At 48.5% G+C, this 16,666-nt stretch carries 11 protein-coding genes; all 11 read left to right on the forward strand.

Annotated features, from left to right (window positions below; all coding sequences use genetic code 11):
* Nucleotides 1-191 precede the first annotated feature (191 nt).
* The 11 genes from BC351_RS28890 (at nt 192) to BC351_RS28940 (ending at nt 16,624) form a co-directional block, all read left to right on the forward strand.
* The gene (locus BC351_RS28890; protein WP_079417531.1) at nt 192-1,094 is read left to right on the forward strand and encodes an ABC transporter permease; all 903 of its coding nucleotides are present in this window, start codon (nt 192-194) and stop codon (nt 1,092-1,094) included.
* 15 nt (nt 1,095-1,109) lie between these two features.
* Nucleotides 1,110-1,982 (forward strand): carbohydrate ABC transporter permease, encoded by an 873-nt coding sequence (locus BC351_RS28895; RefSeq protein WP_079417533.1) that lies wholly within the window; start codon nt 1,110-1,112, stop codon nt 1,980-1,982.
* Nucleotides 1,983-2,059: 77 nt separating this feature from the next.
* Nucleotides 2,060-3,655 (forward strand): type 2 periplasmic-binding domain-containing protein, encoded by a 1,596-nt coding sequence (locus tag BC351_RS28900; RefSeq protein WP_079417535.1) that lies wholly within the window; start codon nt 2,060-2,062, stop codon nt 3,653-3,655.
* 64 nt (nt 3,656-3,719) lie between these two features.
* Entirely contained in the window at nt 3,720-5,510 is a 1,791-nt protein-coding gene (locus BC351_RS28905) for a cache domain-containing sensor histidine kinase (RefSeq protein WP_079417537.1), read from the forward strand.
* Complete coding sequence (locus tag BC351_RS28910) at nt 5,507-7,099, forward strand: response regulator transcription factor (RefSeq protein WP_079417539.1); 1,593 nt, start codon at nt 5,507-5,509, stop codon at nt 7,097-7,099. Before BC351_RS28905 ends, BC351_RS28910 begins: the two co-directional genes overlap by 4 nt.
* A 39-nt stretch (nt 7,100-7,138) precedes the next feature.
* Entirely contained in the window at nt 7,139-10,270 is a 3,132-nt protein-coding gene (locus tag BC351_RS28915; RefSeq protein ID WP_079417541.1) for a glycosyl hydrolase, read from the forward strand.
* Nucleotides 10,271-10,555: 285 nt separating this feature from the next.
* On the forward strand, nt 10,556-12,295 hold the full coding sequence (locus tag BC351_RS28920; protein WP_079417543.1) for a fibronectin type III domain-containing protein: 1,740 nt from the start codon (nt 10,556-10,558) through the stop codon (nt 12,293-12,295).
* Between the two features lie 98 nt (nt 12,296-12,393).
* Nucleotides 12,394-13,245: a helix-turn-helix transcriptional regulator gene (locus tag BC351_RS28925; RefSeq protein WP_079417545.1), complete on the forward strand. Its 852-nt coding sequence runs from the start codon at nt 12,394-12,396 to the stop codon at nt 13,243-13,245.
* A gap of 120 nt (nt 13,246-13,365) precedes the next feature.
* Nucleotides 13,366-14,883 carry an ABC transporter substrate-binding protein gene (locus BC351_RS28930; RefSeq protein WP_079417547.1) on the forward strand — a complete coding sequence of 506 codons (1,518 nt, stop codon included), beginning with the start codon at nt 13,366-13,368 and terminating at the stop codon, nt 14,881-14,883.
* A 17-nt stretch (nt 14,884-14,900) separates the two neighbouring features.
* Nucleotides 14,901-15,803, forward strand: coding sequence for a carbohydrate ABC transporter permease (locus BC351_RS28935; RefSeq protein ID WP_208629864.1), 903 nt, complete (start codon nt 14,901-14,903; stop codon nt 15,801-15,803).
* Nucleotides 15,800-16,624: a carbohydrate ABC transporter permease gene (locus BC351_RS28940; protein ID WP_079417551.1), complete on the forward strand. Its 825-nt coding sequence runs from the start codon at nt 15,800-15,802 to the stop codon at nt 16,622-16,624. The genes BC351_RS28935 and BC351_RS28940 overlap by 4 nt, the downstream gene beginning before the upstream one ends.
* The last annotated feature ends 42 nt before the right edge of the window (nt 16,625-16,666 follow it).

Genomic DNA, 16,666 nt, shown 5'->3' on the forward strand with positions numbered 1-16,666 from the left:
AAAAAGTTCAAAATCCCCCACTGACCACAAATGGTTGGAGGGGGATTTTTATGTATTGGCAAGCTAAAGTTAAGCAGACTAGGTTTAAGTTTCCTAAGATTTTAGACCAAATGCCGAAGATATGAAAAGGATATCCGTTTTCGTGGCGTTACAATAAAGATACAAACAATCACAGAAAGGAGATTAAACACATGTACGCAACAATAAACCTTATGCGGAGATACGGCGTGATGTATGCCTTCATGCTGCCAGGTCTGCTATACTTCGCCATTTTCAAATATGTGCCGATGGTATATATTGCCGCTGCGTTTAAAGACTTTAACGTTCTTCAAGGGTTATGGCAAAGTCCTTGGGTAGGCTGGCATAACTTTCAGCTGTTTTTCGATGGTGTGTATGTGAAACAAATTATTGGCAACACGCTTATCATCTCGGCGTATAAGCTAATTTTCTCATTCCCAGCGCCGATTGTACTTGCTTTAATGCTTAATGCGGTCACCTCAGGCGGTTTCAAACGGACGATTCAAACACTGACGTACCTGCCTCACTTTCTTTCATGGGTCATTATTTACGGGTTGCTGGTTGCTTTTCTGGCGCCTGGATCGGGGCTCATCAACCAACTATTGAACGCCTTCCATCTGGATCGGATATCGTTTCTGACGGAATCGGGGCTCATCCGGTCGCTCATCGTGACAACGGACATCTGGCAGTCAATCGGTTGGGGGGCGATTATTTATCTAGCGTCGTTAGCCGGCATTGACCCTAGCCTGTATGAGGCTGCGAAGGTGGATGGCGCCTCCCGTTCACGTCAGCTATGGCACATCACGCTGCCTGGCATCCGCAATGTGATTATCCTTATGCTGGTGCTGCGTCTAAGCGCTATTCTCGATGTGGGTTTTGATCAGATTTTCATTATGCTGAATCCGCTTAATCAAGAGAAGGCAGACGTCATCGAAACATGGGTGTATCGTGTCGGCATGCAAGAAGGGCGGATTGGACTTGCCACAGCGGTCGGATTGTTCAAATCCGTCATCGGCTTCGTACTTGTACTCGGGGCGAATCGCATCGCCAAAAAATTCGACGGACAAATATGGTAGGAGGAAAAGCGCCTTATGCAGCACACGACAACCAGTGGCCGGATCGCCAAAGGCCTAAATTACACATTGCTTATCTTACTCGCTGCCTCCTGCGTGCTCCCGTTTCTTTATGTCATCAGCGTTTCGCTGACACCGATCTCGGAGGTTATTAAGAACAACGGGCTGGTTCTAATCCCGTCGCATATGACTTTGACGGCTTATCGGGAGATCATGCAAGGAGGCAGACTGCTCGATGCCTATCAAATTACCATTTTTCGAGTTGTTGTGGGTACCCTGCTTAATTTGCTCTTTACAGTCTTGACGGCGCTTCCGCTTTCTCGTAAATCTTTGCCGGGGCGAAGCTGGTTTCTGCTGTTTATCGTTTTCACCATGCTCTTCAACGGGGGCATTATTCCGAGCTATTTGCTCGTCAAAGAAATAGGATTGCTGAATTCGGAGTGGTCGCTGATTATACCAGGACTGATTAATGCTTTTTATCTAATGATCGTCAAAAGCTTTTTTGAGCAGCTGCCCGAAGCTATCGATGAAGCGGCTCGTATTGACGGAGCAGGGGAAATCTCGATTCTGGTGCGCATCGTCCTACCGTTGTCGCTGCCGATTATTGCGACGGTTGGCCTCTTTTATGCCGTGTGGCACTGGAACAGTTATTTTGACGCCTTGCTTTACATCAATAACCCGGAAAGTCAGCCTGTCCAGCTGTTCCTTAGGCAGATTCTGCTTGCATCTGTCGCCATCAGCGGGGACGCAGCTGAAGCTGCCGATGCCGTGAATCCTATTTCCGTACAGATGGCCTCTGTTGTCGTCACGACACTGCCCATTCTGGTTGTTTATCCGTTTATTCAAAAGCATTTTACCCAAGGTGTGCTGGTTGGCTCAATTAAAGGTTAAGCAACCATTATTTCAAAGATATCTAGAGATAACTCTCGATATAGCATGTTACAATAATAAAAAGGGAGAGGTTCAATTTGAGGAAAAAAAGCGTTAGTACGTTGCTCAGTTTGACAATAGCAATGGGAGTGATTGCTGCGGGATGCAGCAAGGCCGAGAATAAGGCGGAGCCATCGGCATCCGGACAGACGCAAACTACGGCTAAGTCACAGGAAGCTGACAAGAAATATAAACTTAGCTTCTATAATACGATCGGTTACCGGTTGACGACGCCGCTGCCGGCCAAAGAGCAGGACCCGATTCGCCAAATGATCGAAAAGGACAATAATATTGATCTGGAGATGACCATGGGCGGCGAAAACTGGAAAGACAAGCTCAATCTGCTGATCTCCTCCAATCAGATTCCGGACATCGTTTCTTTCCCTGACCGAGCTTCGGCTGTGAAATATTATGATCAAGGCTTGCTGGCTGATCTTGACGAATTGCTGAAACAATTCCCGGAAATTCCTAAGGCGTTTGATGCTTCCCGTCTAGAGCCTATGAAATATAAAGGACACACGATTGGCATACCTGCTTCCGAAGGGGTCGGAGGCGTTAACGGTTGGTGGGTCAACAATACCTGGCTGCAAAAGTTGAACCTCTCCGTGCCGACAAATCCGCAGGAGCTTATGACAGTTATGAAAGCGTTCACGTTCAATGATCCGGACGGCAACGGCAAGAACGATACGTATGGTTTCGTCGCCATGCTGCCGAAGGAAGGAACTCTGGGTTACAGCTCGAGCGGTGCGAAAGGCTTTCAGCAAATTTTCTGGATGTTCGGCGTACAGCCCAATTTTGTCGATGTGAAGGATGGCAAAGTCGTTGTATACAACACGGATCCGAAGACGAAGGAAGCCCTCCAGTTTATTAAGGATATGATTGACGCCAAAGTGGTGGATCCGGATTGGGTGACTATTGATGATGGACTTAAAGTCGATAATAAGATGTATCAGGGCAAGGTCGGTATCATGATTGCAGACTGGCGCCGGCTGGAGCCGGCTGATACGAAAAAAATGCAGGATACTGGAGGCAGCGTACCCGACTGGAAGCAAATAGCGCCTCCGAAGGGGCCGTATGGCGACCAGATTCTGGAAACGAAACCGTTCCAGCAATCCATGGTAGGGCTTTCAAAGGAAGCGTTGAAAGATGCCGGCAAGGCGAAGCGTGCTATGGAGTTCATTCAATACTTGTATACGAGTAAAGAAGCTTATCCTTATCTAGCTTATGGCATTAAGGACAAGACCTTTACGGTGGCGAACGGTCAGCCGAAGCTGATCGATAAGTCCACTTACAATGAAAAGGAAGTAGAATGGCGCTATAATTATGCCTTCGTTCGCAAAGCTAACGACAGTGTTTACTTTGATTTCAAGAACACGGCTGTCACCAACGCCAACCAGAAAATCAATACCAGCTACTTGAAAGACAATAATATCAATCCGCGTATTGTTGACAACGACCCGATGGCGCAGGACCGACTGAAATATGCGAATGAAATGATGCTTAAGTTCGTAACGGGCAAAGAGCCATTGACCAATTGGGATACGTATGTGAAAACGATGCAGGATAAATTCAAACTGAACGATGCCATCGCCATGTACACGAAACAGCTTCAAGATGATGGGGTATTAAAATAAAACGACAGGGAAAAGGGGGATCGCCTCTTCTTTTCCCTATTTTCAGCGGAGAGGAGCGGGTTGCATGAAAAAGTGGATGAAGAGATGGTTTCATACCGTCTCGTTTCGACTGTTTCTGGTCTGCTTCGTCTTTGTACTTAGCTCGGAGGCCATTCTCAGTGCGCTGTCCTACCGGTATATCGAAAATGAAATTACGTCCAGTCAGCTCAATCAAGCTACGCAGCTGTTGCATAAGGAGGAGGAGTATATCGACCTCTATTTTCTGCTTGTGCAAAATACGATATCCCAGCTATCCTCATCGGCGGATTCGTGGCGTAATGATCTCACTGCTGCGCAGGCCGCGCTTGAGAACGTCTACCGGGAAAACTCCGTGATGCTTTCTGATGTGTACCTGATCCGCAAGGATTTGTCTATCCTAGGCGGCAACCCGGTCAGCAAAGTGTTCAATGACGCCAGGGAGGACCGAGATCCGCTGTATCAGATGGCTTACAGATCTGCTAATGGTGCAGTGAAGGTCAGCGAGCCTTATGCTAACTTTTTTTCTGGCTGGACGGTCACCTTCACCCGGGCGATCGTGATTGCCGGAGAGCCGATGGCGTTTGCCGTCGATCTCAACCTGACAGCCCTGCAAGAGAGGCTGCAGCGGGTAGGAGAGGGCAGCAATGATTTGCAGCTGGGGATTATGGATAAGGAAGGACGCGTAATTCTGGAGCCTACCGGCAGCCGGTTGTTCAATGTTGTTGATCATCGGCTCCGCTTTGATGACTGGGACGGGCGCAAGCTTGTCGAAGCCAAGGACGATGTCTTTGAGGAACGGATAAACGGGACGGTGGTAACGATCATGAAGAGCATTAATCCACGTACCAAATGGATTGTATTTGCCCTTTACGACGGCACCGATCTGCAGAAATCTTTAAATCGGTTGGAAACTTTTTTTGTTGGTCTGCTGCTGCTTGGCTTCCTGCTCAGCGGTGTGACGGCAGGTCTTGTCGCTCGGATGATCCGAACGCCCGTGTATTACCTCATCCGCAAAATAAACCAGGTCAATCATGGCGATCTGAATGTCAACATATCAAGCACGCGCCAGGATGAGTTCGGCAAGCTGGCACAAACATTCGATGACATGCTGCACCAGATTCGGACGCTAATTGAGCATGTGAATCGCGGTGAGCGCAAGAAGAAAGAATTGGAGATTCAGGTACTGCAATCGCAGATCAATCCCCATTTTCTATATAACACTCTGGGGTCAATCAGCAATGTAGTGGCTTTCGGCCGCTATCATGAGGTGGATAACATCATTGAAGCGCTGATATCCATTTTGGAATACGGAATAACGGAATTTTCCGACCGTGTCAGTCTGGAGCAGGAGCTCAAGAATGTGAAAGATTATATCTATATTCAAATGATTCGGTACGATTGCGAGTTCGATCTTGTGGAAGAAATTGATCCAGATACGCTGGAGCTGCCAGTGCTTCGTATGGCCCTTCAACCGATCGTGGAAAATAGCATCTTCCACGGTTACGCAGGAGGCCGCAAGTCCGGAGCGATACGCTTGTCGTCGGCTATCCGCGAAGGCATGCTCGTGATTGTTGTTGAGGATGAAGGCATCGGGATGACAACTGAAAAAACGAAAGATTTGCTGATAGAGGATCCCGTAGAGAGAAATTGGGATAAGCGTAAACGAATTGGCTTATACAATATTCATCAGCGTATCCGGTTGAACTACGGGGAGCCTTACGGACTAAGCGTTTGGAGTGAGCCGGGCCGGGGAACCAGCGTAACGCTCACGTTCCCGGATGAGGCCGAAAAGCAGCTTGCGAAGCAGGAAGTTCTGGATAGGAGAGTGGAGTCATGAGAGAGGTGACATGCCTGATCGTGGATGACGAGCCGCCCATGGTGCGCCGGCTGGAGAAGTATTTCGAGCGTTGGGCGGAAAGGCAGCTGCCCTTTCGACTCGTCGGCTATGCTTATTCCGGCGACGAAGCTTTGGAGAAAGCTGCCGAACTGCGGCCGGACCTCATTCTGACGGACATCGTCATGCCGGGGATGAGCGGCATTGAGCTTATTCGCGAGCTTCGCGAGCGTATGCCCAGCGTAGAGGTCATTATTCTAAGCGCTTATTCCGACTTTGCCTACGCCAAGCAAGCTATCGCCATAGGCGTGTTCGAATATCTGGTGAAAGTACCCCTGCGTGAAGAGGATGTATTCACCGCCTTATCCAAAGCGCGGGATAACTTAATTGCCAGAGAAGAGAAGGAACATAGGATTCAAAGCCTGAGCGGTTCCGTAAAGGAGAATTCACATCGTTTGCGCAAGCATCTGCTGGAAGAGCTTGTGCGGGGCGAAGTGTCGGTTTCTGTCATGGAACGTCGCAGCATGGAATTAGCGCCTGGCTTCGAGCCGCGTCAATACGGCTGCTTTGCCATCCGCTTCGATAACTACGACGTCTTCTGCTCGGAATTCTCTCCGTCAGACCGCAACATGCTGAAATACGGCATGCTGAACATTATTGAAGAAGTGCTGCAGGGGGTGGGAGGCTGTTTCGCTTGCGAGCTGCAGCCTAGTGTCATGGTGGCCTTTGCCACTATTCATGCCGGCAGTGAACAAATGTTTGATAACAATTGTTACGAGCTTGGCGTCAATGTTCGCGACGCCATCAAAACCTATTTGAGGATATCGGTTTCAGTCGGTGTTAGCCGTATGCATAGCGGATGGGGTCAAGCTGCGGCCGCTTATGAGGAAGCGAAAGAGGCGCTTAGGGATACCTTCTATGCCAGTTTCGGTACAATCGTGACGTTTAACCGAAGGCTCAGCTACACCGAACACGACTGGCGCGAGCTTACGGAACACTTCGAGCGGGCGCTGGTGCGGGTAAGTGCCAAGTCTACCCGCGAAGTGCTTGCACCGCTGCTTCCTCATCTGCACGATCACCGAGTAAACCCTGACAGGCTGGTTGACTATGTCGAGGGCTGGTGTGTCCGGCTTCGGCAGGGTCTGCTGCCGGCGGAGCATGCCGAATCTGATGCCATAAGGGGTACTTTCGCTGATTGTACGCATCTGCATCAACTGGTGGAGCGTTTGCGGCTGCAAGGGGAGCGGCTCGGGACGCTTGCGGAAGGAAGCGGTCTTCGTCCTGAAATGGTAAAGGCAATGAGATACGTCGAGGATCATCTGAAGGAATCGATCTCACTCAGTCTTGTAGCGGAGCATATTCATTTGAATCCCACCTATGTGAGCGAGCTGTTCAAAAAAGAGTTGGGCGTTAATTTCACTGATTACGTCTCCAAGCGAAGAATTGAGCGGGCTATTGGGCTGCTTCGCAAAAACAACTACTCCAATTTGGAGTTGGCTGAGGCTGTTGGTGTTCATAATGAAAAGTATTTCTGTACTTTATTCAAAAAAATAACGGGGACTTCCCCACAGAAGTTTTTCGCTGACAGCTGAAGAAATGTAGAGATTGGGTATGAAGAGGAGCGGATAGCATTGGATCGTATTGAAAATGGAAAAAAACAGAATTTGTTCGAAGCGGCGACCTTTCTTCATCCTCCGGCTGCTTGCCGAAGCGTGCCTTTCTGGTCATGGAACGATAAGCTGGAGCCGGATGAACTGCGCCGTCAGATTGGCGAGATGAAGCTCGCTGGATTAGGCGGCTTTTTCATGCATACCCGGCAGGGGCTGCTTACCCCTTATATGGGGGAAGCATTCATGGATGCCGTTGAAGTGGCAGTGAATGAGGCTGAGATTCAAGGACTGGAGGCTTGGTGCTATGACGAAAACGGGTGGCCCAGCGGCACGGCCAATGGCATAGTCCCCCAGTTGGGACTTCGTTATCAGCAAAAATCGCTCGAAGGAATTAAGGTGATGTCCGAAGGCGCAGATGAGCAAATCGAAATGCTTCGCCAGAACGAGGATTTCAAATATCTGCTCGTACGTCATAAGAAAGAGAAGCGGTGGCGGATGCTGGAATCTTCCTTGGCAGAGGGGGACTGGGACGAAGGTATCGCCGTCATGTGTCGTGTGAATCCTTACTATATAGACATTCTTTCGGAAAAGGCGATAGAGGCCTTTATAGAGGCATGTCATGAGGTCTATTTCCAACGCTTCGGGGAGCGATTCGGCAAGAGAGGAATTCCCGGCATTTTCACAGATGAGTTCAAGTTCTCCGGTATTCCTTGGTCGGATGGTTTCGATACCGTCTATCAGGAACGTTACGGGGAGTCGGTACATGCTGCGGTCGGCTGGCTGCTCGCCGAGGCTGATGAACAGGATCAGCCCGTGTTGGAAGAAGCGTATCGCTTACGCTATGCATACTGGAGACTGGTGACGGAAAGATTCCAGCATTCCGTTGGGCTTGTCGCTGATTGGTGTGACGCGCACGGCTGGCAGTTAACGGGGCACTTTATGGGGGAGGATACTTTAGCTGAGCAAATGCATCATACGGCAGGCGTCATGCCGCTTTATGAGAAGATGCACATGCCAGGCATCGACATGCTGGGGCGAGATACGCGGAGTGTGCTGCTGCCCAAGCAAGCTGCATCGGTTGCCCGTCAGCTAGGCAAAGACTTTGTTATTACGGAAACGTTTGGCTGCTGCGGGTGGAATTTGAGCTTCCGCGAGATGAAGAAGCTGGCCGAATGGCAGTTTGTACTTGGAGTTAACCGGCTTTGTCCGCATTTGCAATCGTATTCGATTCGCGGAGTCCGCAAGCGGGATTATCCGCCTTCTTTGTATGTGCAGCAGCCCTGGTGGGACGTATACAAACAGTTCAATGACTATTTCGCAAGGCTTACTTATTTGTTGACGCTTGGAGAAGCTAATTCGAGTATTCTCGTGCTTCACCCTATTCGCACGGCTTGGCTGCAGAATGGGCAAAGAGTGAAAGATCTGCAAGCGCATATGGAGGCATTAGCCGCTGAACTGCTGGCTCTTCAGCGTGACTTCGATTATGGTGATGAAGCCCTGATTCGCAATTATGGCAAGGCTGCAGAAGGCTTGCTGCATGTAGGCTGTCAGAATTATGACACGGTTATCGTCAGTGGCTTGCTTACGTTGGATGTCTCCACCTTTGCTTTGTTGAAGCTAATGGCAGCGGAAAGCGGCAAAGTTATACTTATTGGTGAAGCGCCCTGTTATTTGGAGGGGAAGCCCTGTAGAGAAGTGGCGTCATGGTTTGCGAGCGATGCTGTTATCCGTGTTGCGAATGTGAGCTCCTTGGCACGAGAGGATCACGTGCTGGCACGAAAAGACTGGCTAGCGGTCAGCGAAGCTTCGCCTGATGCCATGCGGTACTTGTATGTTCAGGAGCGTCGCATGCCAGGAATGAAGCTGCTGTATGCTGTTCATACTGGCGACACCGGCTTCATCGAGCTGCAAATTCAAGAAGCAGACAAGCGATGCTGGACGGAGCTTATCTTGGAACAGGGAACGGAATCCAAAGATGATGTGCGCGCGATGGCCTCGACTATAAAGTTAGCCCCTGGGGAGTCCAAGTTTTTCGCGATTCGGGATTGTACCGAAGATGCTGGAGCTTTGCCTGTGGCGAAGGAGACATCAGCTGCCCCCCTCGTCATTCCGCTGGAGGCAGCATGGCAGTATCGTTTGAACATGCCTAATGTTATAACGCTTGACTATGCGGTATATCGCATAGATGGCGGCGATTGGATGCCTTCCACATACGTGCTGAACATTCAAGAGAACTGCATCGCTATGCAGCGACCGGTTCACATTGAAATGGTCTACACGTTCGAGACAGCAGATGAGCTTCTGCTGCACACCGACCAATCGCTATGGAAGCTGGCGATAGAGCGTCCCGAGTATTGGCAGGTGGAGGTAAACGGCCAATCCGTCTACGCGGATGAAGCTGACGGCTGGCTTGGCGGCGACAGGAGCTTTCCGACGATTCCGATTGGACGTCAAGTGAAGGCCGGGTGGAATGCCATCCGCATCTCCGGGCTTTTTCAGTGCAATGAGGAGACTTATCGTTTCTTTGGCGTTGTAGGAGCCAACCTGGCCCCCATTCGCAATAAGCTGATCTTCGATGTGGAGATCGAGAGTCTGTATGTGCTGGGTCCGTTTGCCGTTCAGCCGGCCGTCGACTGGGAGTCCGCAGTGGGGGATGCTCTCTGGACAGAGGGGCCGTTTCTGCTGACTGACCTGCCGGAGAAGCTCCATGCGGAGGATATCACGCGTCAAGGGCTGTCTTTTTATGCGGGGCGCATCGTTTTGAACCAGTCCATTCCTTTGTCAGAGAGTGTACGAACGGAGCTGCGAAATAACAGCAAAAGGCTTGTCCTGCAATGGGACAATATGCGCTGTCCTGCCTTTGGCGTCACCGTGAACGGACAACGTGCAGGAACCGTTCTCTGGGGAGCAAACCAACTGGAATTGAGCGTGGAGCCGGTGGACGACATGCTGAATCTTGAAATTGAAGTAATAACAAGCGGCCGTAATACGTTCGGACCCCATCATCATCTGAAGGGTGAGGTCATGTTTGTCGGACCGACCAGCTTCACGGATAAGATCGGTTGGGTCGATGCTGGTGCCCAAAGGATATGGACGGACCGGTATTGCCTAGTTAGCTTTGGGTTGTCCGGCATTAAACTGCTGCTTGTTTGAATTGGTGATCAAATCCCGAGGGAAAGCATAGTGCTCCCACGGGATTTTTTTGTTTGCTTGGAAATATCGTTTAGCTAAGCCGGTTGGCCGAGCTAGGCAGCCCAGTAAGAGTATATTATCCCTGTTATAATACGTATTTGCACTTGAGAAGAAGTGCGGTAATGGATTAAATTGGAAATGTAACTGGATATTATCTGGATATTCTTGAGGGGGTGTAGAATTCGACCGCAGTCGTTTTTCGGATGGAGGATTAGAGACTGTACAGATAATTAAAGGAGGAATTTTATGAAAAATGCTTCACACAACCCGACGGGGTTAAAGAAAGTGGTTGCTTTTCTGTTGATTGCAGCTTTACTCATTGCTTTGATTCCGGGAATGGCCTTTGCTGCGGATCGAGGTGCTTGGGCGCCTAATGTATCCTATGCGGCAAATGATACGGTAACTTATAGCGGAAGCAGCTACAAATGCATACAAGGGCATACCTCTCTAGTAGGCTGGGAACCGCCAAACGTACCTGCCTTGTGGGGACTCGTTCAAGGTGGAGGCGGAGATACACAAGCTCCAACGGCGCCTTCCAACTTACACGCAACCGGAACCACAACATCCAGCATATCACTGGCTTGGAACGCGGCTACAGACAACGTTGGCGTTACGGGATACGATATCTATCGAGCTTCGGCGTTAGTTGGCAGTGTTTCCGGCAGTACATTATCTTACACGGATACGGGATTAAGTGCGGGCACTTCTTATACGTACACAGTTAAAGCGAAAGATTCAGCAGGCAATGTGTCCGCTGCCAGCAACTCGACGAGTGCTGCGACCAATACGGGGGGAAGTGATACACAACCTCCTACGGTTCCTGCGAATGTAAGCGTAACTGGGACTACATCATCCAGTGTTTCCTTATCTTGGACTGCATCTACGGATAATGTTGGCGTAACAGGGTATGACGTCTACGTAGGAGCGGCGTTGTCAGTGTCTGTAACGGCTACGACGGCTACTGTTACAGGACTTGCAGCAAGCACAGCGTATTCTTTTACTGTCAAAGCCAAAGATGCTGCTGGCAATGTTTCTGCTGCAAGTTCGGCGATTAGCGGAACAACCCAAAGCTCTGGCGGAGGAGGCCTACTACCGAAACATATCCTCACAGGGTACTGGCAAAACTTCACGAATGGTGCAACGAATCTTAAGCTTAGCGCGGTACCAAGCCAATATGATCTGATTGCCGTGGCTTTTGCCGATATGGATGCGACCAAACCAGGCGGAGTTGTTTTTAATGTCGATTCTTCGTTGTCTACGGCGCTTGGCGGCTACACGAATGCTAATCTTATCAGCGATATCCAGGCTAAGCATTCGCAAGGCAAAAAGGTGATCATTTCCGTCGGAGGGCAAAATGGCAATATTGATTTGAGCGCCGCTTCCCCCAATGTGAGCAATTTTGTAAATAGTATGTATGGCCTAATCACACAATTCGGGTTCGATGGCGTCGATATCGATCTGGAGAACGGCATGAATGTTGCGAATTTAACTAGCGCTATTCGTCAACTGCAGCAGAAAGTTGGCTCCGGTTTCATTTTGACCATGGCCCCGCAAACGATAGACATGCAGAATCAAAATACGTCCTATATGCAGCTCTACACGAACCTAAAGGATATTACGACGGTCATTAATGTTCAGTATTACAACTCCGGCTGCATGCTGGGTCGCGATGGTCTCTGTTATTCCCAAGGCACAATAAATTTCTTGACGGCACTATCTGACTTGACTCTGCAGTGGGTAGCGCCTTCCCAACTTGGGCTGGGTCTTCCAGCTACGGCCTCATCTGCCGGAGGAGGTTATGTCACTCCTACGGTCGTGAACAATGCGCTCAGCTGCTTGGCTGCCGGGACTAACTGCGGAAGCTACAAGCCTGTAGCGAAATATCCGGATATTCGTGGCGCCATGACATGGTCGATTAATTGGGATGGGGCAAGCAGCTATAACTTTGCAAACACGGTAAAAACTTTCTTGACGAGCATGCCATAAACGATTTAGTCATAAGTGACGATCATTTCTCGATATTTAATCGGGGATGATCGTTTTTTTGATATAATCACTGAAAAAGAGACAGGAGTGAATCTATTTTGTCGACACAGGTGAAGGATCAATTTGCGATAACGTTATTTGATGTGAAAAAAATACAATACTACTCCCGGTTCATGTTTGATTTCACCCAGCCTTATCTGACGGTATCCTATATCAAAGATGGGGAAGTAATCACGACAGACGACGGCAAGGAGTATATCGCCAAAACTGGTGACGTGATGATTCATCGCCCTGATACGCCTTTTAATGTGATTTCGCAAAAGGAAGGGATTCACTTCCTGTTTAGTATAGAATTGCATGTTAGAGAGGGAGAAGATTTCTTTCAGTTGTTCTCGTTCAACAAGGTAATTACAATTCGGGACACCGCTCTGTATGAGAAGAAATTCGACGAACTCAAAGACATGTGGCAGCAAAAAGATCATGAACAGGGGTCCGTGCAGGCAGGTTTTCTGGCGCTGTTTCTGCTTCATGAGATTGTGGAAAGCTCCAAGATCGGAGAAAAGCGTGCATCCAGAGATACATTCGAAATTGCCCGCTTTAATTATGCGCTTCATTATATTGAGAAGGGTTTGGAGCGGAATATTACGCGTGAGGAATTAGCTGACATTTACCATATGAATCCTGTCTATTTTAGCCGGGCTTTTAAGCAGGTATATGAGCTGACCCCGATGCAGATGCTGCAAAAAATGAGATTAATACAAGCGAAACGAATGCTGGAAGACCAGGAAAACACCATCGAGCAAATTTCGCAGAAATGCGGCTTTTATGACGCGTCGCATTTCAATCGTGTTTTTCAGAAGTCGTTCCATATGTCTCCTAGTAATTTTCGTAAAAGTATCAAAAGTACAAAAACTGGCATCGTGCCTACATGGTCTGCGGATAAGTTGTAGGATAACATATGAAGTATAGATTAGGGTGAGGAGGGTTTGACAGCGCATACAATTAGCGGAATGGTTGACTAAACAAGGTTATCTGCGAATATTTGTAATCTTAAAGAGGGGGAAATATCAATGGTACAAAAAAGGAAATATTCTGCTATTTTAATCGGATCTGCACTAATTGTACAAATCATTACGGCTTGCTCTGCCTCTCCTGCGAATACAGCCAGTACGGGAACTCCCGCAGCAACGGGAACTTCGGGAAATAAAGCCGATGCAGCGCCAACTGGTGAGAAGATTACCTTGCGAGTGATGGACTGGGCAGACAGCGAGAAGCCCTATCGCGAGAAATTTATCAAAGATTTTGAAGCGAAATACCCCAATATCAAAATCGAATATACGCTAATGAGCGTTGATCAATTCCAGAACACGATCACAACAGCGATTAAATCGGGAGATGCGCCGGATTTGTTCCCTATTCCAGGCAATATGTCGCTGAGTATGGCAGTTAAAGGAGAATGGTATCAGCCACTAGATGCGTACCTCGATGATGCTTTTAAGAACCAATTCATTGATGGCGTGTTCGTGGAAGGTTCGACGGTGTTGAATGGCAAGGTTTATTCCATACCTGCGCTTTCTAGCGTGCCGAGTACGCTTGTGTATTACAATAAGCAGCTGTTTAGAGATGCGGGGCTAAACCCCGACAACCCGCCAAAAACATACACAGAATTCCGCGAGGCGGCGAAGAAAATTACAGAAGCGGGTAAAGGCAAGGCGTACGGTATCATCGAGGGTGGCAAACAAATCGGCCGTTGGAAGCTGGCAGCCATGGACTGGTCCGCGCTGGGCGGCAGCGGGTTAAACCAACAATCGCCGATCAGTTTGGCTACGCATGATGCGAACTATGACAGCAAAGCCGTTGTAGATGTCATGAACTTGTTCAAGGGCATGAAAGATGACGGAAGCTTTCATCCGAAGACGATGAGCATATCCGCACCTGAAGCTCGCGCCTTATTTGGCGAAGGTCAGGCTGGTTTCATTTTGCAAGGGGAATGGTCCATCGGTGTATGGAAACGGGATAATCCTAATTTGGATTTCGGTGTGATGATGCCTCCGGTGCCGGACGATGGACAGAAGGGGTATCTGCCTAAGTCAACCATTGGTGCTTGGATCGGAATGTCGAAGACATCGAAACATCCGAAAGAGGCTGCGCTTTATTTGAAGGAATATTTCAGCAAGGAATATCAGTCCGTATTGGTTAAAGCGGGAGACCGGTTCTCGATCTTAAAGGATGTTAATGAGAGTTCCTCTGAAATTCCGCAGTTTAAGCAATACTACGACATTGTTCAGAAATCTTCCCGTTTAATCCCGAATCCGCAGATTAGAAACCCTGAGCTTACAAGTGTGTATGGGAATTATAAGGATGTTCAGCCTGGTGTGGGCGATATCCTGCAAGGCGTCGTATCCGGGGCGATCAAAGATCCAACCGCTCCACTAAAGCAGTATTCCGATCTCGTTAATAAATCGTTGGATACGGCTATCGCGAAGGCGAAGTCGGAAGGCGCCAAAGTAGACAAGAATGACTTCGTTTTCTCCAATTGGAGCCCAGATAAAAATTACACAGAACAAGATTACAAATCGATCAAATAATGGGGAGTTCACACATCGTGAAAACCAAGTGGAAAATTGAATTGTGGTGTTGGATATTCCTGGTTCCAACGTTATTGCTTTTCGTCTTGTTTCAAGGCTGGCCGATTGCGGCCAGCTTGTACTATGCCACGTTGGATTGGTCGGGGTTAACATCCGATGCCACCTATGTCGGACTGGATAACTTCGCTAATGTGGCGAAGGACCCCTACTTTTGGAACGCTTTTAAAAATAGTTTCAAATTTATGTTTGGTGTCGTGCCGCTTAATCTGATCATTCCATTAATACTAGCTGTTATATTGAATCGTCCCCGGCTAAAAGGAGCCAGCATATACCGGACCTTAATCTTCCTGCCCGTTGTTACAACGACATCGATTGTTGGTATTATTATGGTTTTCATATGGGGCAGCGATGGAGCTGTCAATGATGCGTTAATGAAAATAGGTTTGCTCAGCACCCCGATTAATTGGCTGGGAGATGCCAAATGGTCGATGTTTACCGTGGTCCTCATTTCGGTGTGGAAAAATCTCGGTATTAATATGATTTATTGGCTTGCCGGGCTTCAGGGGATTCCAAAGGATCTGTATGAAGCGGCTGAAGTGGATGGCGCAAGAGGGACTAAATTGTTCGTTCATATAACCGTACCTTTGCTTCTGCCTATAGGAGCCGTCATTTTACTGCTCAATGTTGTCAATTCTCTGAAAGTGTTCGATTTGATCAAAACGATGACTAACGGAGGCCCTTTCTTCGCAACGGATGTGGTGTCCACCTATATTTATCGCTACGCCTTCTCCAGTGAAATAGGGCTTCCGCAACTTGGGTATGCGTCTGCTGCCGGACTCTTCTTTGCAGTAACCATCAGTGCGCTCGCGATTATCCAATCCGTGCTGAATAAACGAATTAAAGGTCGTGCCAAATTATGAAAATCCTCAGATTATCATTGTTCCACGTCGTCATGACCGCTTTTTGCATCGTTTGGATTTATCCGTTCTTATGGATGGTTTCCGCTTCCTTCAAGACGCAGAGCGAATTTTTCAGCAATGGACTGCGGTTGATTCCTAACAGCTTCCAAATGGGGAATTTGGTTAGAGCGTGGAATGAAGCCAATTTTGAACGATATTTTATCAATAGTGTGGTTATTTCCGTCAGTACGATCCTCATCGTACTACTGGCAACGGCAACATGCGGATATGTGCTTGGCAGATATGTATTTAAAGGGAAGAAGCTGGTCTTGGGGGTTCTCGTCGCCAGTATGTTTGTACCGATGGAATTTGCGATTATTCCGATTTATGATCTGATCAAACATTTGGGACTAATGAACAATTTGCTAGGTGTTATATTTGCAGAAGCTGGGGGAGCGCATATCATTTTTATTTTGCTCTTTTCTACTTTTTTCGGCCAGATTCCCAAGGAGCTGGAGGAAGCCTCCATTATGGACGGCTGTGGATTTTTTCGCACCTTTTTCACAATTATGCTGCCGTTATCGAAGCCAATCGTCGGTAGTGTGACAATCATGCAGTTCATCTGGTCTTGGAACTCTTTTATGATCCCATTAATTTTAACACTCAGTTCGCCTAATCTGCGGCCTCTTGCCGTTGGCTTGTATGCGCTCCGGGGTGAAAATGTCGTGGATTGGACGGGGATTGCCGCCGGTGGCACGATCGCTATACTTCCGATCATTGTTATTTTCCTGTTCCTGCAGCGCTACTTTGTAGATGGGATTGCCGGGGCAGTGAAAGGCTAACGACAGATGAGACACAAACTATAGCTGCAAACGGCAAGCTGC

This window comes from Paenibacillus ferrarius, assembly GCF_002027705.1.
Lineage (GTDB): Bacteria > Bacillota > Bacilli > Paenibacillales > NBRC-103111 > Paenibacillus_E > Paenibacillus_E ferrarius.

What these genes read in the sequence shown, in the direction of transcription:
- BC351_RS28890 (WP_079417531.1), top strand. Translation starts at nt 192, where the DNA reads ATGTACGCAACAATAAACCTTATGCGGAGATACGGCGTGATGTATGCC.
- BC351_RS28895 (WP_079417533.1), top strand. Translation starts at nt 1,110, where the DNA reads ATGCAGCACACGACAACCAGTGGCCGGATCGCCAAAGGCCTAAATTAC.
- BC351_RS28905 (WP_079417537.1), top strand. Translation starts at nt 3,720, where the DNA reads ATGAAAAAGTGGATGAAGAGATGGTTTCATACCGTCTCGTTTCGACTG.
- BC351_RS28910 (WP_079417539.1), top strand. Translation starts at nt 5,507, where the DNA reads ATGAGAGAGGTGACATGCCTGATCGTGGATGACGAGCCGCCCATGGTG.
- BC351_RS28920 (WP_079417543.1), top strand. Translation starts at nt 10,556, where the DNA reads ATGAAAAATGCTTCACACAACCCGACGGGGTTAAAGAAAGTGGTTGCT.
- BC351_RS28930 (WP_079417547.1), top strand. Translation starts at nt 13,366, where the DNA reads ATGGTACAAAAAAGGAAATATTCTGCTATTTTAATCGGATCTGCACTA.
- BC351_RS28940 (WP_079417551.1), top strand. Translation starts at nt 15,800, where the DNA reads ATGAAAATCCTCAGATTATCATTGTTCCACGTCGTCATGACCGCTTTT.